Source organism: Stenotrophomonas chelatiphaga, assembly GCF_032054965.1.
Classification (GTDB): Bacteria; Pseudomonadota; Gammaproteobacteria; order Xanthomonadales; family Xanthomonadaceae; genus Stenotrophomonas; species Stenotrophomonas chelatiphaga.
The window spans coordinates 116,490-136,220 of the sequence record NZ_DAMBRS010000003.1 but is presented as its reverse complement, the minus strand read 5'-3'; the positions used below and the strand labels follow the sequence as shown (position 1 = coordinate 136,220).

General features: G+C 68.0%; 18 protein-coding genes and 1 pseudogene. 14 read left to right on the top strand and 5 right to left on the bottom strand.

Annotated elements, in window-relative coordinates:
- Positions 1–81 precede the first annotated feature (81 nt).
- The 3 genes from RTX79_RS06830 to RTX79_RS06820 are packed head-to-tail and all read left to right on the top strand — an operon-like array spanning position 82 to position 3,520.
- Entirely contained in the window at positions 82–1,596 is a 1,515-nt protein-coding gene (locus RTX79_RS06830) for an alpha/beta hydrolase (protein ID WP_312682900.1), read from the top strand.
- On the top strand, positions 1,593–2,339 hold the full coding sequence (locus RTX79_RS06825; RefSeq protein ID WP_123700115.1) for an ATP-binding cassette domain-containing protein: 747 nt from the start codon (positions 1,593–1,595) through the stop codon (positions 2,337–2,339). The genes RTX79_RS06830 and RTX79_RS06825 overlap by 4 nt, the downstream gene beginning before the upstream one ends.
- Complete coding sequence (locus tag RTX79_RS06820; protein ID WP_309682519.1) at positions 2,336–3,520, top strand: ABC transporter permease; 1,185 nt, start codon at positions 2,336–2,338, stop codon at positions 3,518–3,520. Before RTX79_RS06825 ends, RTX79_RS06820 begins: the two co-directional genes overlap by 4 nt.
- Before the next feature lie 52 nt (positions 3,521–3,572).
- Here RTX79_RS06820 and RTX79_RS06815 read toward each other — a convergent pair whose 3' ends face one another.
- The 3 genes from RTX79_RS06815 to RTX79_RS06805 all read right to left on the bottom strand — a co-directional run bounded on the left by RTX79_RS06815 (position 3,573) and on the right by RTX79_RS06805 (position 6,241).
- A complete protein-coding gene (locus RTX79_RS06815) occupies positions 3,573–4,277 on the bottom strand; it encodes a transposase (RefSeq protein WP_312682897.1) in 705 nt (234 codons plus the stop codon).
- 149 nt (positions 4,278–4,426) lie between these two features.
- Positions 4,427–5,464, bottom strand: a complete 1,038-nt coding sequence (locus RTX79_RS06810) for an energy transducer TonB (protein ID WP_057508561.1) — start codon at positions 5,462–5,464, stop codon at positions 4,427–4,429.
- 162 nt (positions 5,465–5,626) lie between these two features.
- Positions 5,627–6,241 carry a TIGR00645 family protein gene (locus RTX79_RS06805; protein ID WP_309682527.1) on the bottom strand — a complete coding sequence of 205 codons (615 nt, stop codon included), beginning with the start codon at positions 6,239–6,241 and terminating at the stop codon, positions 5,627–5,629.
- A gap of 109 nt (positions 6,242–6,350) precedes the next feature.
- On the opposite strand from RTX79_RS06805, the gene RTX79_RS06800 reads away from it, so the two are divergent.
- The 4 genes from RTX79_RS06800 to RTX79_RS06785 all read left to right on the top strand — a co-directional run bounded on the left by RTX79_RS06800 (position 6,351) and on the right by RTX79_RS06785 (position 11,796).
- Positions 6,351–7,040 carry a glutathione binding-like protein gene (locus RTX79_RS06800; protein WP_312682896.1) on the top strand — a complete coding sequence of 230 codons (690 nt, stop codon included), beginning with the start codon at positions 6,351–6,353 and terminating at the stop codon, positions 7,038–7,040.
- A gap of 78 nt (positions 7,041–7,118) precedes the next feature.
- On the top strand, positions 7,119–9,344 hold the full coding sequence (locus RTX79_RS06795; protein ID WP_312682895.1) for a S9 family peptidase: 2,226 nt from the start codon (positions 7,119–7,121) through the stop codon (positions 9,342–9,344).
- A 34-nt stretch (positions 9,345–9,378) separates the two neighbouring features.
- A complete protein-coding gene (locus RTX79_RS06790; RefSeq protein WP_312682894.1) occupies positions 9,379–9,906 on the top strand; it encodes a cytochrome c oxidase assembly factor Coa1 family protein in 528 nt (175 codons plus the stop codon).
- 90 nt (positions 9,907–9,996) lie between these two features.
- Positions 9,997–11,796, top strand: a complete 1,800-nt coding sequence (locus RTX79_RS06785) for a DUF885 domain-containing protein (protein ID WP_312682893.1) — start codon at positions 9,997–9,999, stop codon at positions 11,794–11,796.
- 87 nt (positions 11,797–11,883) lie between these two features.
- Here RTX79_RS06785 and RTX79_RS06780 read toward each other — a convergent pair whose 3' ends face one another.
- Positions 11,884–12,351 carry a hypothetical protein gene (locus tag RTX79_RS06780; RefSeq protein ID WP_057508555.1) on the bottom strand — a complete coding sequence of 156 codons (468 nt, stop codon included), beginning with the start codon at positions 12,349–12,351 and terminating at the stop codon, positions 11,884–11,886.
- A gap of 182 nt (positions 12,352–12,533) precedes the next feature.
- Between RTX79_RS06780 and RTX79_RS06775 the strand changes: the two genes are divergently transcribed.
- The 4 genes from RTX79_RS06775 (at position 12,534) to RTX79_RS06760 (ending at position 15,139) form a co-directional block, all read left to right on the top strand.
- A complete protein-coding gene (locus RTX79_RS06775) occupies positions 12,534–12,782 on the top strand; it encodes a hypothetical protein (RefSeq protein ID WP_042613201.1) in 249 nt (82 codons plus the stop codon).
- 125 nt (positions 12,783–12,907) lie between these two features.
- Positions 12,908–13,825: a bestrophin family protein gene (locus RTX79_RS06770; RefSeq protein ID WP_312682892.1), complete on the top strand. Its 918-nt coding sequence runs from the start codon at positions 12,908–12,910 to the stop codon at positions 13,823–13,825.
- Positions 13,826–13,849: 24 nt separating this feature from the next.
- Entirely contained in the window at positions 13,850–14,839 is a 990-nt protein-coding gene (gene hemB / locus RTX79_RS06765; protein WP_057508553.1) for a porphobilinogen synthase, read from the top strand.
- Between the two features lie 33 nt (positions 14,840–14,872).
- Positions 14,873–15,139 carry a gas vesicle protein GvpG gene (locus RTX79_RS06760; protein ID WP_312682891.1) on the top strand — a complete coding sequence of 89 codons (267 nt, stop codon included), beginning with the start codon at positions 14,873–14,875 and terminating at the stop codon, positions 15,137–15,139.
- A gap of 100 nt (positions 15,140–15,239) precedes the next feature.
- On the opposite strand, the pseudogene RTX79_RS06755 reads toward RTX79_RS06760, so the two are convergent.
- Positions 15,240–16,105, bottom strand: a pseudogene (locus tag RTX79_RS06755) (hypothetical protein).
- A 67-nt stretch (positions 16,106–16,172) separates the two neighbouring features.
- Here RTX79_RS06755 and aroE point away from each other — a divergent pair.
- From aroE to dinG, 3 genes are all read left to right on the top strand, one after another.
- Positions 16,173–17,015, top strand: a complete 843-nt coding sequence (gene aroE / locus RTX79_RS06750) for a shikimate dehydrogenase (protein WP_312682890.1) — start codon at positions 16,173–16,175, stop codon at positions 17,013–17,015.
- Positions 17,012–17,371 (top strand): hypothetical protein, encoded by a 360-nt coding sequence (locus tag RTX79_RS06745; protein WP_312682889.1) that lies wholly within the window; start codon positions 17,012–17,014, stop codon positions 17,369–17,371. The genes aroE and RTX79_RS06745 overlap by 4 nt, the downstream gene beginning before the upstream one ends.
- Positions 17,372–17,527: 156 nt before the next feature.
- On the top strand, positions 17,528–19,603 hold the full coding sequence (dinG, locus tag RTX79_RS06740) for an ATP-dependent DNA helicase DinG (RefSeq protein WP_312683026.1): 2,076 nt from the start codon (positions 17,528–17,530) through the stop codon (positions 19,601–19,603).
- Positions 19,604–19,731 lie beyond the last annotated feature (128 nt).

The window sequence follows — 19,731 nt, the reverse complement described above, 5'->3', positions numbered from 1 at the left end:
CGCCCTTCGGTGTAACTTGGTCACATCCGCGCCGGGGCTCCGTCCTTGTCGCATGACCATCAGCAAGGGGAAGCAAGGAAGATGTCCAGAAACCACCTGAAACTGGCCGGGCTGTTGGCCAGTGTCCTGTGTGCTGCGTGCAGTGCGCCACCTTCGGCAAGCGAAGGCGGGGCCAGCGGGCGCCATTACGGGCAGATCGAATTCAAGCCCTGCACGCTGACCGGCGCGGTCGCTGCGGCGAATGTCGAAGCGTTGTGCGGCACCTTCAGCGTGCCGGAAAACCCCGCCGCGCCGGAAGGCCGGAAGATCGACCTGCGCATTGCCTGGCTGGATGCGGACAACGGGGGCAGCGGCCTGCCGGATCCGGTGTTTTTCCTGGCCGGCGGCCCCGGCCAGGCGGCCAGCGACGTGGCGCTGCAGGTCAGCACCGCGCTGCGCCAGGTGCGCAAGCAGCGCGACATCTTCCTGATCGACCAGCGCGGCACCGGCGGTTCCAATCCGCTGAGCTGCCTCGGCCCCGACGGCAAGGAGCTGCCGATGGATGAGCACGCCGATCCGACCGAAGCGTATGTCCAGGGCTACGCCGCCCAGTGCGCCAAGTCGCTGGAAGGCCGTGCGGATCCCCGTTTCTACACCACCTCGCAGGCCATCGATGACCTGGATGCCGTGCGCAAGGCGCTCGGTGCCGGGCAGCTCAACCTGGTCGGCGGTTCCTACGGAACCCGCGTCGCCCAGCGCTATGTCGCGCGCTATCCGCAGCACGTGCGCAGCGTGGTGATCGACGGGGTGGTGCCGAACGATCTGGTGGTCGGCGGTGACTTCGCCAACACCTTCGAAGACGCGATCATCCTGCAGTCCGCGCAGTGCATCAAGGATGCGGCCTGCGCCAAGCGTTTCCCGGTCAATACCCGTACCCAGCTGCGCAGCGTGCTGGACACCCTGGCCGCCGCGCCGGTGACCGTCGACTACCGTGATCCGGCCACCGCGCAGGCGCGCCAGGACGTGCTCAAGCCGGACGACGTGCTGGGGCTGATCTTTGCCTTCTCCTACATTCCCGAGTTGTCCTCGCTGCTGCCGGTTGTGCTGGATGAAGCCGCGCAGGGACGTTACGGCCCGCTCGCGGCGCTGACCCGCAACGCATCGCGTGCGATGGACCTGCAGATCAGCCGGGGCATGCAGTGGTCGGTGATCTGCAGCGAAGATGCACCGCGCTTCCAGCCGGCCCCGCAGAGCGACCGCCTGCTGGGCCCGCACGTGGCGCAGATGTTCTTTTCCGCCTGCGCGGTGTGGCCGCACGACACGGCCGCCGCCGACGCCGCCACGCCGCTGAAGAGCGAGCTGCCGGTACTGCTGCTGTCCGGTGAACTGGATCCGGTGACCCCGCCGCGTTACGCCGAGCAGGTGCTGAAGGGCCTGCCCAATGGCCGCCACATCGTCGCCCGCGGACAGGGCCACGGCACCATCAATGCCGGCTGCATGCCGCGCGTGCTGGGCCAGTACATCGACACCGCAGACGCCAAGGCAGTGGATGCCGGCTGCCTGGATTCGCTGAGCCACGTGCCGGCGTTCACCTCGTTCAACGGATGGGAACCATGATCGTCGCAGAGGGCCTGCACAAGGCATTCAACACCAAGACCGGGCGCATCCAGGCGGTGCAGGACGTCAGCTTCCGTGCCGAGGATGGCCGCATCACCGGCCTGCTCGGACCGAACGGCGCTGGCAAGACCACCACCATGCGCATGCTGTACACGCTGATGAGCCCGGACCAGGGCCGGGTCACCGTGGATGGCATCGACGCGAACGTCGACGCCACCGAAGTACGCCGCCGGCTGGGCGTGCTGCCTGATGCGCGTGGCGTCTACAAGCGGCTTACCGCCCGCGAGAACATCGCCTACTTCGGCGAGCTGCACGGGCTGGACGCCGGGACCATCGCCCAGCGCACCGAGGCGCTGTCGCGCGCGCTGGACATGGCCGACATCCTGGACCGGCAGACCGATGGCTTTTCGCAGGGCCAGCGCACCAAGACCGCCATCGCCCGCGCGCTGGTACATGACCCGCGCAACGTGATCCTGGACGAGCCGACCAACGGCCTGGACGTGATGACCACCCGCGCCATGCGCCGCTTCCTGCATGGCCTGCGTGACGAAGGCCGCTGCGTGATCTTCTCCAGCCACATCATGCAGGAGGTCGCCGCGCTGTGTGACCACATCGTGATCGTCGCCAAGGGCACGGTGATGGCCGCCGGCAGCGCCGATGAACTGCGCGAGCAGGCCGGCGAGAGCAACCTCGAAGACGCCTTCGTCAAACTGATCGGCACCGAAGAGGGCCTGCACGCATGAGCATCATGTCCACGTTGTTCACCGTGATGCGCAAGGAACTGCGCGACCTCTCGCGTGACCGCCGCACCCTGGCGCTGACCCTGCTGATGGGGCCGCTGCTGTATCCGATCCTGATCCTGGGCATGGGCAAGCTGGCCGAAAGCCGGGTCAAGTCGCAGATCGAACAGCCGCTGGAAATCCCGACCATCGGCGCGGAAAACGCACCCAACCTGGTGCGCTTCCTGGCCGCGCAGGGCCTCAACGCGACCCCCGCCCCGAAGGACCTCAACCAGGCGATCAGTGACCAGCGCATCGACGTGGCACTGCGCATCAGCGAGGCCTTCGACGAACGCTGGCGCGACGGCCGGCCGGCGCTGGTGGAAATCCTGCAGGACAGCACCCGGCGCGCCGCCGACGTGCCCACCGCACGGTTGAAGGCGGCCCTGCAGACCTACAACGGCCAGGTCGGTTCGTTGCGGTTGATGGCACGCGGCATTGATGCGCAGGTCGCCCGTCCGCTGGACGTGGCGACCCAGGACCTGGCCTCGGCCGAGGCCAAGCAGGGCATGATGCTGTCGATGCTGCTGCCGCTGCTGCTGACCATCACCTCGTTCCTGGGCGGTGCCTACCTGGTGATGGACACCACCGCCGGCGAGCGCGAACGGCAGTCGCTGGAACCGCTGCTGGCCACCCCGGCCAAGCGCAGCGCGATCGTCAGCGGCAAGATCGCTGCCGCCTGCGCGGTGGGCATCGCCTCGCTGGTGCTGACCCTGGTGGCGTTCAAGATCAGCGCGCAGCTGTCGGACAGCAGCGTCGGCCGCCAGCTCAACATGGGCCTGGGTTCGATGCTGCAGATGCTGCTGGTGATGCTGCCGATGCTGCTGATCGGCACTTCGCTGCTGACCTTCCTGTCGGCCGCGTCCAAGAGCATGAAGGAAGCCCAGAGCCACATGACCTGGCTGATGCTGCTGCCGATGCTGCCCAGCTACGCGCTGCTGGTGTATCCGCTGAAGAGCGTGGTGTGGCAGTACGCCATCCCGTTCCTGTCGCAGAACCAGATGCTGTTGAAGGTGATCCGCCACGAGCACATCAGCCCGACCATCTGGGTGATCTACCTCGGCGCCAACCTCGGCCTGGCCGCCCTGCTGTGGTACGCCGCGATCCATCGCTATCGCCAGGAACGCCTCGCGATCTCCGGCTGACAAAAAAGGGGACGGAGGGGATTAAGTCGTTTTCGGCTTGGCCCCCGTCCCCTCATGATGTCTCGTCGCCCGTCTTGCGCGGACGCCCCGGTGCACGTGGGGTCACCGGCCGGCCCACTGTCTCAGCCAGCATCTGCAGGAACCGGGCGCTGCCAAGCGGGCACTGCGTCCTGCCGTGTTCCCTGATGCCTGCGGACTCCCTGTCGGCAGCACGGCGGTCCTGCAGGAAGGCGCGGTAGCGGGCGCTGCGTCTGGCGGGCGTCGTGCCCAGCATCAGCAGTGCGGAATGCGGGGTCAGCAGGGGATCCCGACGCAGGCCAAGGGTGCCGTGCACGCTGGACCAACGTGCCTGCTCCGGCGAAGACACCAGGCCGGCACGCACCGGGTTGAGTTCGATGTAGCGGTGCACCGCCAGCAGATAGGCGTCGTTGTCGACCAGGCTGGAATGGTAGCGGCCCTGCCAGAGCGGGCCGGAGCGCCCGTGGCGCTGGTTGAACGCCTGCACATACGCAGTCCCGAGCGCACGCATCGCAGACGCCAGGCCGCAGGGGAGCACCGGCGTGGCCAGCAGATGCACGTGGTTGTCCATCAGCACATAGGCATGCAGGGCGACGTCATGTTTGACGAATGCCTTGTGCAGCACGCGCAGGAAGTGGTCGCGATCGACGTCATCGGCAAAGATCGCGCCTTTGTTGACGCCGCGCTGGACGACGTGGAAAGGCAGGCCGGGCAACAGCAGGCGGGCGCGGCGGGGCATGGCGCGGGTCTCCACGGCAGGGCGGAAATCCAGCGTGCGGGTCGCTGCTGCCTGATGCCATCAGGCCAACGCGTACCATGCCATCGCGGCATGGCACGCGCTGCACCAGGAGGGGGGGATTACGACTTAATCCCCTCCGTCCCCTTTTTTCAGCCGCCGGGGCTGAAGGCCAGCGTGCGGCGAGTGGTGACCGGTGCGGCGACCGGCTCGAAGCGCCAGCGCTTCACGGCGGCCAGCGCTTCGCGGTCGAAGGTGCGGGCCGGCGTGGCGCGCAGCACGCGGGCGTTGGTGACCGAGCCGTCGGTACCGACGGTGATTTCCACCAGCACTTCGCCGGAGGTATTCGAACGCAGCGCGTCGGCAGGGTAGCGCGGCGCCGGCGTGCTGACCGGACGCAGGCTCGGCGCTGCGGTCTGGCGTGCGGCGGCAGCCGCGGCGGCCTGCGCGGCGGCCTGCTGCTGGCGCTGTTCGGCTTCACGGCGGGCGGCGGCCTGGCGTTCGGCATCCTGTGCGGCCGGGGCGGGCGCGGCGGCTGCGGGCGCGGCAGCTGCCTGCTGCGCGGCGATCTGCTGGGCCGCGGCGGCCTCGCGGGTGCGCTGCTCGGCCAGCTTCTGCTGTTCGGCCAGCTGCTTGGTCTTGGCTTCGGCTTCGCGCTTGACCCGCTCGGTCTCTTCGGTGGTGCGCAGCGCGGCCACTTCCACGCCGCGGGTGATGCCCTGCTTCAGGCGCGGCAGTGCCGGCGCCTTCGGGTCCACTTTTTCGATCAGCGCGATCAGGCGCTGGCCTTCCTCGAAATCCTCGCGCGCCATGTTCTGCTCGGCGGCGATCAGCGTGTACGGCAGCAGGTCGGTCAGCGCGCTCTTCACCGACGCATCGTCCGGGGTCTTGTCACGCAGGGCCAGGTAGTACTCGATGGCGTTGTCGCCGGCGGGGGCGTACATGCGGTTGTCGCGCAGCGCCTGGCTGGCCGATTCGCGCAGCTCTTCGCTGCCCATCGCCTGCACCTTGCTGGACACGGCCGGTTCGGCGGCAGGCGCGGTGGCGGCCGGCGAGGCGGCCGCAGGCTTTGCATCGGCGGCGGGTGCGGCGGTTTCGTCCTTGCCTGAACAGGCGGCAAGGCCGATCAGCAGGACGGCGGGCGCCAGCAGGCGCGCACGGACAATGACGGATTTCCTGACGTACGACATCCTGTTTCCCCCTTGAATACGACGATACGAAAGACCTGGCAATGGTCCCAGGCACGAGCCTGCGGCGTTTCCCGACGCCGTAGGCAGATACTGTCAGCAGTGCAATCTAGCATCCCGCGCGGGTGAAGGGGCAGGGGCAGCCGCGCCGCCCCTGCCGGTCGGTCAATGCGCGTCGCGGGACCCACCGTTGCCGCTGTTCATCAGCTTGTCGGTCCAGGCGATGCCGATCGCCGACAGGATGAATACGGCGTGGATGATGGTCTGCCACAACACCCCGGTGGAGGTCAGCGTGGCGCACTTGGCGGCGCCGGCATTGGCGGCCGAGGCAGCGGCGTTCATCAGTTCCGGCGGGCACAGCGGCAGGCCATCCAGCGCACCGGCGGCGATGAAGGTCTTCAGCAGGTGGATCGAGGAAATACCGATGATCGACAGCGCCAGCTTCACCTTCAGCACGCTGGCGTTGACGTGGCTCAGCCATTCCGGCTGGTCCGGGTGGCCTTCCAGGCGCAGCCGCGAGACGAAGGTTTCATAGCCACCGACGATCACCATCACCAGCAGGTTGGAGATCATCACCACGTCGATCAGCCCCAGCACGATCAGCATGATCTGCTGTTCGCCCAGGCTGCTGGCGTCCATGATCAGGTGCCACAGCTCCTTGCCGAACAGGTAAACGTAGACGCCCTGGGCGACGATCAGGCCCAGGTACAGCGGCAGCTGCAGCCAGCGCGAGGCGAAGATCAGGGTGGACAGAGGATTGGGGCGGTGCTGAGGGGTCATGGACGGCATGCTGCGTTGCAGGAGAGGGCGCAGAGTACTGGTCCAATGAGACAGTGCCAAGCCGGTCCACCTACTACACTCGCAGCACATCCCCGCTGAGTGACCCGCCATGATCGATCTGTATTACTGGCCCACCCCGAATGGCCACAAGGTAACCCTGTTCCTGGAAGAAGCCGGGCTGGAGTACCGCATCCATCCGGTCAACATCGGCACCGGCGACCAGTTCAAGCCGGAGTTCCTGGCCATATCGCCCAACAACAAGATGCCGGCGATCGTCGACCCGACCCCGGCCAGTGGTGGCGCGCCGCTGAGCGTGTTCGAGTCCGGTGCGATCCTGTTGTACCTGGCCGAAAAAACCGGAAAGTTCCTGTCCAGCGACCCGCGCGAGCGCGTGGAAACCCTGGAGTGGCTGTTCTGGCAGATGGCCGGGCTGGGCCCGATGAGCGGGCAGATGGGCCATTTCAACGTGTATGCGCCGGAGAAGATTCCGTATGCCATCGAACGCTACGGCAATGAAGTGACCCGCCTGCACGGGGTGATGGACAAGCGCCTGGCCGAGCACGAATGGCTGGCCGGCAGCGCGTACAGCATCGCCGACATGGCGAGCTACCCGTGGATCGGGGCCTACGACAAGCTGCCGCCGGACTTCGCCGCGTTCCCGAACCTGCAGCGCTGGCACCAGGCAATCGCTGCGCGGCCGGCCACCCAACGCGCCTACGCGCTGCGCCAGCAGGTCAATCCGGATGCCGGCAAGCCGCTCAGCGAAGAGGAGCGCAGGCACCTGTTCGGCAAGCGCTGACGGCGGACCCTGGCCGGTGCTTCCGCGCATGCGGCGGCGCCGGGTTAGGATTGGGGCAGCCGTATACCGGAACCTTTCATGCGCCACCTGTTTGCTGCCCTTGCCCTGATGCTCGCCACCACCACCACTGCCCACGCTGAAAAACTCACCCTGGAAGCGATCACCGGCGCGTTGCCGCTGTCCGGCCCGACGCTGATGAAACCCAAGGTGGCGCCCGATGGATCGCAGGTCAGTTTCCTGCGCGGCAAGGACAGCGACCGCAACCAGCTGGACCTGTGGACCTACGATATCGCCAGCGCGCAGACCCGCCTGCTGGTGGATTCCAAGGTGGTGCTGCCCGGCACCGAAACGCTGAGCGATGAAGAAAAGGCACGCCGCGAGCGCCAGCGCATCGCGGCCATGACCGGCATCGTGGATTACCAGTGGTCGCCGGATGCGCGCACTCTGCTGTTCCCGCTCGGTGGCGAACTGTATCTGTACGACCTGGGCAAGCAGGGCGCGGCCGCCGTGCGCCAGCTCACCCATGGCGAGGGCTTCGCCACCGATGCCAAGCTGTCCCCGCGCGGCGGCTTCGTCAGCTTCATCCGCGCCCGCAACCTGTGGGTGATCGACCTGGCCAGCGGCCAGCAGCGCCAGCTGACCGGCGACGGCAGCGCGACCATCGGCAACGGCGTGGCCGAGTTCGTGGCGGACGAGGAAATGGACCGCCACACCGGTTACTGGTGGGCGCCGGATGATTCGGCGATCGCCTTTGCCCGCATCGACGAAAGCCCGGTGCCGGTGCAGAAGCGTTACGAGGTCTACCCGGATCGCACCGATGTGATCGAACAGCGCTACCCGGCCGCCGGCGATGCCAACGTGCGCGTGCAACTGGGCGTGATCGCGCCGGCGCTGGATGCACAGCCGCGCTGGATCGACCTCGGCAAGGAGGCGGACATCTACCTGGCGCGCGTCGACTGGCGCGATCCGCAGCACCTCAGCTTCCAGCGGCAGAGCCGCGACCAGCGCCAGCTGGAGCTGGTGGAAACCACGCTGGCCGACGGCCGCCAGCGCGTGCTCGCCCGCGAAACCAGCAGCACCTGGGTGCCGTTGCACAACAGCCTGCGTTTCCTCGATGACGGCAGCCTGCTGTGGTCCTCCGAACGCAGCGGCTTCGAACATCTGTACCGCATCGACAAGGCCGGCAAGGCGCACGCATTGACCCACGGCGAGTGGCCGGTGGATGAGCTGCTGGCGGTGGATGAAAAAGCCGGGCTGGTGTTCTTCCGCGCGGGCATGGAATCGGCGCGCGAAAGCCAGATCTACAGCGTGCCGCTGCAGGGCGGCGCGCCGAAGCGACTGTCGCAGTCCCCGGGCATGCACAGCGCCAGTTTCGCGCGCAACGCCAGCGTCTACGTGGACAGCTGGTCCAACACCCGCACGCCGCCACAGATCGAACTGTTCCGCGCCAGCGGCGAGAAGATCGCCACCCTGGTAGAGAACAACCTGGCCGATCCGGCCCATCCCTACGCACGCTACAAAGACGCGCAGCTGCCGGTGGAGTTCGGCACGCTGACCGCCGCCGACGGCCGCACGCCGCTGAACTACAGCGTGATCAAGCCGGCCGGCTTCGATGCCGGCAAGCGCTATCCGGTCGCGGTGTACGTCTACGGTGGTCCTGCCTCGCAGACCGTCACCAACGCCTGGCCGGGCCGCGGCGACCATCTGTTCAACCAGTACCTTGCGCAGCAGGGCTACGTGGTGTTTTCCCTGGACAACCGCGGCACCCCGCGTCGCGGCCGCGACTTCGGCGGCGCGCTGTATGGCAAGCAGGGCACCGTGGAAGTTGCCGACCAGCTGCGCGGCGTGGAGTGGCTGCAGAAGCAGCCGTGGGTGGACCCGGCGCGGATCGGGGTGCAGGGCTGGTCCAACGGCGGCTACATGACCCTGATGCTGCTGGCCAAGGCCTCCAACCGCTATGCCTGCGGCGTGGCCGGGGCGCCGGTGACCGACTGGGGCCTGTATGACACCCACTACACCGAACGCTACATGGACCTGCCGGCGCGCAACGAAGCCGGCTACACCGAAGCACGCGTGCTGACCCACATCGAGGGCCTGCGTTCGCGGCTGCTGCTGATCCACGGCATGGCCGACGACAACGTGCTGTTCAGCAATTCCACGGTGCTGATGAGCGCGCTGCAGAAGCGCGGCCAGCCGTTCGAGCTGATGACCTATCCGGGTGCCAAGCACGGCCTGTCCGGCGCCGATGCGCTGCATCGTTATCGTGTAGCAGAAGACTTCTTGGGTCGCTGCCTGAAGCCCTGATCGCGTGACCCCGCTGTTGGCAAGGAGCCCGTTGATGCAACCACCGCCGCCGCTTCCTCCGCACGCTGCACGTGGCGGATGGTCTCGCCACTGGCGCTGGGCACTCCCGCTGGGCGTGCTGGCTGGCTTGGCCGTGATGGGGGGCTGCATCGGCTGGGCCCTGCTGCGCTGGAGCGAGAGGGCACATGACAGCGCGCCGATGCGCGAAGCGCTGCGCCGGGCCGGCTGTAGCATCGAGGTGGCCAGCGCCTTCGGCGAGCCCCTGCAGCCCGAGCGCCTGCCATACGGCAGCATGCGCACCCACGTCGACGGGCGGCATGAAGTCGGGCTGGTGGTCGGCGTGCAGGGCCCGCGCGGCGAAGGCACCCTGTTCGTGCGGGGCGTGCGCGTGGACGATGCCTGGGACTACCCGGTGATGTATGTGCTGGGCGAGGACGAGGCGACCTTCGACCTGAGCGCGCTGGACGATGCCGAGGCCGCTGGCGAATGCGCGCTGCAACAGTGTCGTGCCGAAGCGGGCGACGATGCCTGCGAGGATGCGCCGCCCGCGCTGCGGGTATGAGCCGGTGCTTGCGGCCGTGACCTCCGGCGCATTGCCGCCCCGGTCGTGAATGCGTAGGGTGCTGGCATTGCCCGCATCCTGGAGTGTGTGATGAAGCCGCTTGTCCTTGCCATTGGCCTCGCTTTGGGCGCCGCCCCGCTGCTGTCCACCGCCCCGGCCCATGCGGCCCCGGCCGCGGCGTCCAAGAAGCCCGTCGCCGCCCCGGCCTGGGTGGCGCGCAGCAACCAGCTGGCGCAGATCCTGCTGGATGCACAGGGCCCGTTCCAGCCGGAAAGCACCGGCTTCTTCGGCGTGCCCGGCTACGACGACAAGGTCGCCGACCTCGGCCCGGACAATGCCAGGCGCTACCGCGAGGCGATGACCAAGGCACGCGGTGAGCTGCAGGCCAAGCTGGCCAGCGAGAAGGATCCCAACGTCCGCCAGGACCTGGAGATCATGATCGGCGCGGCTACCGAAAGCATCGAAGGCAGCACGCTGGGCGAGCAGTACTTCCTGCCGTGGAGCGATGCGCCGCAGACCGTCTTCAGCGGCCTCAACCTGCTGCTGTCCGACCAGGTGCCGGCCGAGCGCCGCGCCAAGGCCGTGGATCGCCTGAAGGCCTATGCGGGCCTGCAGCCGGGTGGTACGCCGCTGACCACGCTGGCCCGCCAGCGTTATGAAGAACGCCTGTCCAACAGCGCGTTGCTGCAGCCGACCAGGATCGAAGTGCAGCAGTCGCTGGACAATGTGGAAACCTACATCAGCGGCATCGAATCGCTGCTGCAGAAGTACAAGGTGACCGGTGCGGACGAGGCCATGAAGACCCTCGCCGGGCAGCTGAAGGACTACGCCGCATGGACGCGCAGCACGGTGCTGCCGAAAGCGCGCGAAGACACCCGCCTGCCGGCGCCGGTGTATGCCTACCAGCTCAAGCAGGTCGGCATCGACATCGACCCGAAGCTGCTGATGCAGCGCGCCCAGCTGGAGTTCATGGAAACCCGTTCGGCGATGCGCCAGCTGGCGCCGCTGGTGGTGCAGGCCAAGGGCCTGAAGGTCAGCGATCCGACCGATCCGGTCGCGGTGATCCGCGCGCTGAAGAAGGAAACCATCGCCAACGACCAGCTGGAAGGCCACTACCGCAAGGTCATCGATGCGATCGACCCGCTGATCCACGAACACCAGATCGTCGACGTGCCGCAGCGAGCGATGCAGATGCGCCTGGGTTCGGCAGCGGAAAGCGCGGCCAGTCCGGCGCCGCATTTCCTGCCGGCGCCGCTGGTCAACAACACCGGGCAGCAGGGCACCTTCGTGCTGCCGCTGGGCAACCCGGCGGCCGGCGAAGGCGCGCAGTACGACGACTTCAACTTTGGTTCGGCGGCGTGGACGCTGAGCGCGCATGAAGGCCGTCCCGGCCACGAACTGCAGTTCACCGCGATGGTCGAGCGCGGCGTCTCGCTGGCGCGCACGATGTTCGCGTTCAATTCGGTCAACGTCGAAGGCTGGGCGCTGTATGCCGAAGCGGAAATGGTGCCCTACGAGCCGCTGGACGGCCAGCTGATCGCGCTGCAGTTCCGCCTGCTGCGTGCCGCGCGCGCGATGCTCGACCCGATGCTCAACCTGGGGTTGATCGAACGCGCCGACGCCGAACGCGTGCTGATCGACGAAGTGAGCCTGTCCAAGGCGATGGCCACCCAGGAACTGGACCGCTACACCGTGCGCATGCCCGGCCAGGCCGGCAGCTACTTCTACGGCTACACCCGCATCCTCGAACTGCGCATGCAGACCGAACTGGCACTCGGCGCGAAGTTCGACCGCAAGGCCTTCAACAACTTCCTGCTGGACCAGGGCCTGCTGCCGCCGGACCAGCTGGCCAAGGCGGTCAACGAAGTCTTCATTCCGAAGTATCGCTGACCCACTAAAAAGGGGACGGAGGGGATTAAGTCGGTTCTGGCCCGTTTACGGCTGAAAACGACTTAATCCCCCCGTCCCCATTTTTGTTCAGCGTGCGGGAATCTGCTGGGCCGGCAGGCGCGGGACGGGCTGTGGGTTGGGCACCCAGATCGCCACGCCGGCCGCCTTGCGCTGGGTGGTCGGGATGCCGATGCCAAGGCCCCCACCGACGTGCGAACCGTAACTGCCGGCACCCACCGACATGCCCACCGGCGAGCCGCTGGAGCCCACGCCCATCAGGATCACGCCGTTGGCGCCCAGCGCGGCGGCATCACGCTTCAGGCGGGCCACGGCCGCATCGGTCTGGCCCTGCGTGCCGAAGCCCACCGCGCTGGACGATTCCAGCTGGGCGATCTCCACCGAACCGGCCGGCGGGGTGGAATACACCTGTACCTGCGCCGGATCGATGGGCGCGCGGGCCTGGCCCAGCATCACCCGTGAGGTGCTGGCACAGCCGGCCACGAGCAGCAGCACGGCGGCAGCGGCGGTCCAGCGGAATGTGGTGGTCGTCTTCATGGCTCGAACCCCTGTAGGTAGGCAGCGGATCATCGGTCCATCGATCTGAATCGGCCCCAACGCCGGGACCCTGCAGGCACGCTAGCACCGCGGCGGTGAGCGCGGCGGCAAGCCCATGCGGGCCTATCCGACGCCCACGCGAACGGCTATGGTGGGCCCCAATCCATCGGCGAGGAGGGCGTATGGGACTGATCAGTCTGTTGTGGGGCATCGTGGCACTGGTATGGATGGTGGTCGCGCTGGTGCCGCTGCTCGGCTGGGGCAACTGGTTCCTGATCCCGTTCGCCGCGGTGGGCGCGCTGATCGCAGCGATCGGCATCCTGTTCACCCATCCCAGCAAGCGCGGCCGGGCCTGGACCGGACTGATCCTCAACGGCATCGTCATCGTGGTCGGCATCTTCCGCCTGGGGCTGGGCGGCGGCATCGTCTGAGGTCGCGGTGCGACCGTCGGTCGCAGGCGGGCCGGGAGGCCGCTGGCGCGGGCGTACAATGACCAGCCCGAGGCCCGTCCGGCCCTGCCCAGCGCCAGACCGGCGCGCAACGCTCCCGACGCCCCATGATCATCCGTCCACGCCCGCACGGCTGGCAGCTGCTGTACATCCTGCGCGGTTCCATCGTTCCGGCGGTGGCGCCCAAGGTGCTGGCAATCCTGCTGCTGGCCATCGCCGTGTCCGCGGTGGTGGAACTGGGCAACGTGCCGGGCATCGAACGGGTGTCTTCCGCGCCGTTCGCGCTGCTCGGCCTGGTGTTGTCGATCTTCCTCAGTTTCCGCAACAACGCCTGCCACGAACGCTGGTGGGAAGGCCGCAAGCTGTGGGGCCAGCTCATTTTCGAATCGCGCTCGCTGGCGCGCCAGGTGCAGCAGCTGTTGCCCGACGATGCGCCGCGGCGCGCGCGTATCGGGCACCTCGCCATTGCCTTCGCCCACGGTCTGGCCGCGCGCCTGCGCGGGGCGGATGAAGCGCAGGCGGCACGCGAATGGCTGGAGGCCGATCAGCGTGTCCTGCTCGACGACCGCCGCAATGCGCTGGATGCGCTGCTGTCGATGATCGCCGCCGAACTGGCGGTGCCGCTGCGCGACGGCCGCCTCGCGCCGATCCTGTATGCGCAGTTCGAAGAGCGCCTGCATGCGCTGTCGTCGATCCAGGCCGGCTGCGAGCGCATCCTCGCCACCCCGCTGCCGTTCGCCTACACCCTGCTGCTGCACCGCTGTGCATGGTTGTTCTGCGTGCTGCTGCCGTTCGGTTTGGCCAGTTCACTGGGCTGGGCCACGCCGGTGCTGTCGGCGGTGCTCGCGTATGCCTTCTTCGGCCTGGACCAGCTGGGCGAAGAGATGGAAGACCCCTTCGGCACCGAGCCCAACGACCTGCCGCTGGATGCGATGGTGCGGACGATAGAAATCGACCAGCTGGACGCGCTGGGCCAGCGCCCGCTACCCGACCCCCTGCTGCCGCGCGACTATCGCCTGCAGTGACCCGATGCCTTGACGGAGCCCCCCATGTCGCACCCCCTGTACCGCCCCCGCCGCATGCGCCGCGATGACTTCTCGCGCCGGATGATGCGCGAAAACACGCTGACCGTGGACGACCTGATCCATCCGGTGTTCGTGCACGAACATGCCGGCCGCACCGCGATTCCCTCGATGCCGGGCGTGGAGCGCCTGTCCATCGAAGAGCTGCTGAAGGTCGGCGAGGCGGCGGTGGAGCTGGGCATCCCGGTCATCGACATCTTCCCGGTGATCGACCCGGCATTGAAGTCGCTGGATGCCGAAGCCGCATGGGCCGACGATGGCCTGGCGCAGCGTGCGGTGCGCGCGTTGAAGGAACGCTTCCCGACGCTGGGCGTGATGACCGACGTGGCGCTGGATCCGTACACCACCCACGGCCAGGACGGCATCATCGATGACACCGGGTACGTGCTCAACGACATCACCGTCGCAGCGCTGGTGAAGCAGTCGGTGTCGCACGCACGGGCCGGCGTGGATGTCATTTCGCCGTCGGACATGATGGACGGGCGCATCGGCGCCATCCGCCGCGGGCTGGACGAGGCCGGCTTCATCAATACCCGCATCATGGCGTACTCGGCCAAGTACGCTTCGGCCTTCTACGGCCCATTCCGCGATGCGGTGGGCAGTGCCGGCAGCCTCGGCAAGGCCGACAAGAAGACCTACCAGATGGATCCAGCCAACGGTGACGAGGCCCTGCGCGAGATCGCGCTGGACCTGGAAGAAGGCGCGGACATGGTGATGGTCAAGCCGGGAATGCCGTACCTGGACGTGGTGCGACGGGTCAAGGAAACCTTCGGCGTCCCGACCTTCGCCTACCAGGTGAGCGGCGAGTACGCGATGCTGAAGGCAGCCGCGGCCAATGGCTGGCTGGACGAACGTGCCTGCGTGATGGAGTCGCTGATGTGCTTCAAGCGCGCTGGCGCCGACGGCGTGCTGACCTATTTCGCGCCGCAGGTGGCGCGCTGGCTGCACGAGCGCTGACAATAGCGGCTTGTGCACGAGGAGAACGGAACCATGGAAATCCTGGGCGTTGGCCACTGGATGATCTGGATCATCGGGGTGGTGGTGTTCGGCGCGCTGATCGTCTGGCTGGCGCTGGCAGCGTTCCGCGAAAAACGGCGTGCACCGGAACTGCCGTCGGCCGCCGCACGCGTGTCACGCGAACTGCAGCTGCCTGAAGCGGTGCAGGCCGAACTGGCGGCGTTGAACCAGCGCAAGGACGACGGCCGCATCAGCGAAGCAGAGTACGAACAGGCGCGCGCCAGACTGCTCGACCGGTAGAGACGGCCGCAGGCCGCCCGCATCGCCTGGCAGGGACGGCCGCTGGCCGTCCGCCGTTGGTGGGTGACGAACGTTGGTCGTCACGCTTCCGCGTCCGCCGTCAGCCCCCACACCCGGCTACGGCCACCCCCCGTGGCGCCATCATCCGGTACACATCGCTCCCCCCCGCCCGGGGCGCGCGTGCGCTGCTGCTGGCCAACAGCAGTTCACCCGGCTTGGCCGCGTCGATCACCGGCGCACGGGTCATTCCGTCGGCGGTATTGAACGACAGCGCCACCGGCTGCAGGCCGGTCGCGGTCCACGCGCAGTCGCTGCGCCACAGCTGGGCCGTGCCCTCGCCGGCACGGGTGAACACCACTCCACCTTCATTCCCCAGCCAATCGCCGTCGGTTTCGTCGGCCGCACTGTTCAACGCGTCCAGCGCGACCGCCGGGCCGCGCACACCGGCGCGTAGCGTCGCCACCTGCAGGTCCCAGCCGCGCCCCTTGCCGGCCTGTCGCGCGAACAGCAAGCGCTGCCCGTCCGCGCTCAGCGCCGCGCCGCGCTCGGCCGCCTGCACGCCGGTCTCCTGCCAGCGCTCGGCTGCGCCAAATCGCCCGTCCGCGTCGATGGCCACCCGATACAGCGCCATCGTCCCATCGCGGTCGGAGGCGAACAGCAGCCAGCGCCCGTCGTGGCTGAAGTACGGGTCCAGGTCATCGGCCGCGCTGTTCAGCGCCAGTGGCTGCGGTGCCTGCCAGCGGCCGTCGTGCAGCTCGGCCTGCCACAGGTCCCAGCCTCCGCTGCCGCCGCCGCGGTCACTGGCGAACACGATGCGCTGGCCATCCGGGCGCAGGCTGGCGCGGCCTTCCCCGGCCTTGGTCGAGACCACGCCCATGCTTCGATGCCGAATTCATTCAACGCCATCGCCACGGGGGCGCAGAGTAAACTGGCGGCCACAACCAGCAGGGGCAGGGCAGATCGCATCGTCCAGGTCCAGGCAGTACAGGGACGTCCAGTGTAGGGCGTCCCCTTCGAACCATCCGAGGATTCCATGACCGATCGCTACGCTGTCTTTGGCCACCCCATCGCCCACTCCCTGTCGCCGGACATCCACGCCGCATTCGGCCGGCAGGAAGGCATCGCGGTGGACTACCGTGCCATCGACGCCACGCCGGACGGCTTCCTCGCCGCGCTGGAAGCCTTCGCTGCCGAAGGCGGCCGCGGTGCCAATGTCACCCTGCCGCACAAGGAAGCCGCCTACGCGCTGTGCACCACGCGCACCGCGCGCGCCACCCGCGCCGGCTCGGTCAACACGCTGCTGCGCAAGGGCGACCGCTGGCACGGCGACACCACCGACGGCGCCGGGCTGGTGCGTGACCTCACCGATCGCCACGGCCAGGACCTGCGTGGTCGCCGCGTGCTGCTGCTGGGCGCCGGTGGTTCGGCACGCTCGGTGGCCCCGTCGCTGCTGGATGCCGGCATCCGCGAACTGGTCGTGGTCAACCGTACGCCGGAACGCGCCGATGAGCTGATCGATGCGATGGGCGAGCCCGGCCGCGCGCTGAGCCGCTACTGGGACGACCTGCACGACCTGGGCGACTTCGAACTGATCGTCAACGCGACCTCGGCCGGCCGCGACCCCAGCGCATCGTTCAAGCTGCCGCTGTCGCTGGTCAACAGCATGACCACCGCGGTGGACCTCAACTACGGCGACGCCGCCATCGCCTTCCTGGCGTGGGCGCGTGCGGCCGAATGCCGCAACACCGTCGATGGCCTGGGCATGCTGGTCGAACAGGCCGCCGAAAGCTTCCAGCAGTGGCACGAAGTGCGCCCGGACACCGATGCGGTGTACGCCGGGCTGCGTGGCAACCGCCGCCTCACCGGAGAGGAATGAGCATGCAGGGCACCGACCTGTTGATGACCGTGTTGAGCCTGGTAGGCGTGCGCCTGCCGGTGTTGATCGCGCTGACCATCGGCGTGGTCTGGGTGATGGACGTGCCGCGCGGGCCGGTGCGCAGCGGTGCGCTGGCCGGGTTGCTGCTGCTGGCGGTGACCACCGTGGTCGGCCTGCTGGCCTCGATGCTGCCGATGGTGCTGGTCAGCATGGGCCGCTACGAGTCCATTTCCGGGATGAACATGATCTTCGGTGTCGTCCACTTCGTGCTGTCGCTGATCGAAGCGTTCGGGCTGGTGCTGGTGGTCTGGGCGCTCACCCGTGCCCTGCGCGGTGGCGTGCCGCGCCCGGCCTGACCCTGCACGGGTCCCTGCGGCAGCGCAGGGACCGCTCCGCAGCGGCCTGACAGGTTCAGCGTCGGGGCCCGGGCGGACCGGCCCGGCATGCGACAATACGCAGCCTGATCCCGTACCGGTAATCCTGGCGTGACCGAACCTGTCGCCGTGCCGCGCATGCTTGACGACGCCTTGAAGGATGCAATCCGCAAGGCGTACACCACGCTGCAGGCCAACACCCCCGGCTTTGCCACCCGCCGCTCGCAGAGCCAGATGATCGGCGTGGTGTCGCGTGCGCTGGCCAAGAGCGGTGGCGTGGGCGTGGTTGAAGCACCGACCGGCGTCGGCAAGAGCCTGGGTTACCTCACCGCCGGCGTGCCGATCGCCATCGCCACCAAGAAGAAGCTGGTGATCAGCACCGGCACCGTGGCGTTGCAGTCGCAGCTGGTCGAGCGCGATATCCCGAACTTCCTCAAGGCCACCGGGCTGGAAGCCACCGTGGCGCTGGCCAAGGGCCGCACCCGCTACCTGTGCACGCGCAACGCCGCCGAAGCGCAGGGCGAGGCCTCGCAGGGCGGCATGTTCGAAGACGAACAGCCGCTGTACGACCGGCCGCTGGCGCCGATTGAAATGGACATCGCCGCGCGGCTGACGGTGGCCTTCACCTTCGGCAGCTGGGACGGTGACATCGACAACGCGCCGGAAACCATCAGCCCGGGGCTGCGCGGCCGCATCACCACGCCGGCCTCTGCGTGTGCCGGACGGCGTTGTGCGTATTCGGCGCAGTGCGCGGTGCTGCGTTCGCGCAACACCGTGCGCGATGCGCAGATCGTGGTCACCAATCACGCACTGCTGCTGTCAGCGCTGTCCATCGGCGAAAGTGAGAACAACCAGCCGCTGATCGCCGCACCTTCGGAGATGCTGCTGGTGCTCGACGAAGGCCACCACATCGGCAACGTGGCCATCGACCAGGGCGCGGCCAGCCTGGCGCTGGATGACATGGCCAAGCGCGTCGGGCGGCTGCAGATCCTGATCGCCGGTGCATACCGTGCGGTGGACAAGGACCGCCTGGGCAACCTGCTGCCGAACGAGGCCATCGAGGTCGCCAGCAACGTGGCCAAGCAGCTGCGCGCCTTCCGCGACCACGTCGAAGCCTTGTGGATGCCGGCCCCGGCGGACGAAGAACCGATGTGGCGCGCGGCCAACGGGCGGCTGCCCGAGGCCTGGCGCGAGCCGATCGAAGCGCTGGCCGACGACACCCGCAGCCTGTTCAACTGGGCGCACGCGGCCAACGCCCAGGTCGCCAAGGGCAAGCAGGATGACCCCGCCCGCGAGCGCCTGCAGCGCAACCTCGGCATGGCGCTGGAAATGATCGAAAGCCAGTACAACCTGTGGCAGGCCTGGCGCCGCGAAGACAAGGACGGCGCACCGCCGATGGCGCGCTGGATCACCGCCACGCGCGAAGGCGACCTGGTACTGCACGGCTCGCCGGTGTCGGCCGCGCACGTGCTGCGCAAGCTGCTGTGGGATGAAGTGGATTCGGTGGTGATGACCTCCGCCACGTTGACCGGCGGCGGCGATTTCCAGTCGCTGGCCATCGACAACGGCATTCCGGAGGACGCCGAAATGGTGTCGCTCTCTTCGCCGTTCGACCTGCCCAACCAGGCCGAGCTGATCGTGCCGCCGTTCCCGGTCACGCCGGACGACCGCGAAGGCCACCCGCGCGAAGTGGCGCGTTACCTCGGCAAGGAACTGGACTGGAAGAAAGGCTCGATGGTGCTGTTCACCTCGCGCTGGAAGATGGAAAAAGTGGCCGGGCTGATGCCTGCCGCCAAGCGCAAGCAGGTGCTGGTGCAGGGGGAAATGTCCAAGACCCGGCTGATCGACGAACACCTGCGCCGGGTTGCCGCCGGCGAAGGCTCGGTGCTGTTCGGCCTGAACTCGTTCGGCGAAGGCCTGGACCTGCCCGGCGAAGCCTGCACCACGGTGGTGATCACCCAGGTGCCGTTCGCGGTACCGACCGATCCGCAGACCGCCACCCTCAGCGAGTGGTTCGAAGCCCGCGGGTTGAATGCCTTCAACCTGATCGCCGTGCCGCACGCGCTGCGCACGCTGACCCAGTTCGCCGGCCGCCTGATCCGCACTTCCACCGATACCGGCCGCGTGATCATCCTCGATTCGCGCCTGCTCAGCCGCCGCTACGGCAAACGCATCATCGATGCGCTCCCCCCGTTCAAACGCGTGATCGGCTGATTGCCCGCCGCCCCTGGATCACACGTGATCGGCTTATCGCCCTGGGTAGTGCCGAGCCATGCTCGGCGGCTTCCCACTTCCAGTATCTGTTCCCCTCAACGTCCCGTCGGGTCCGGCCGACCTGGTGC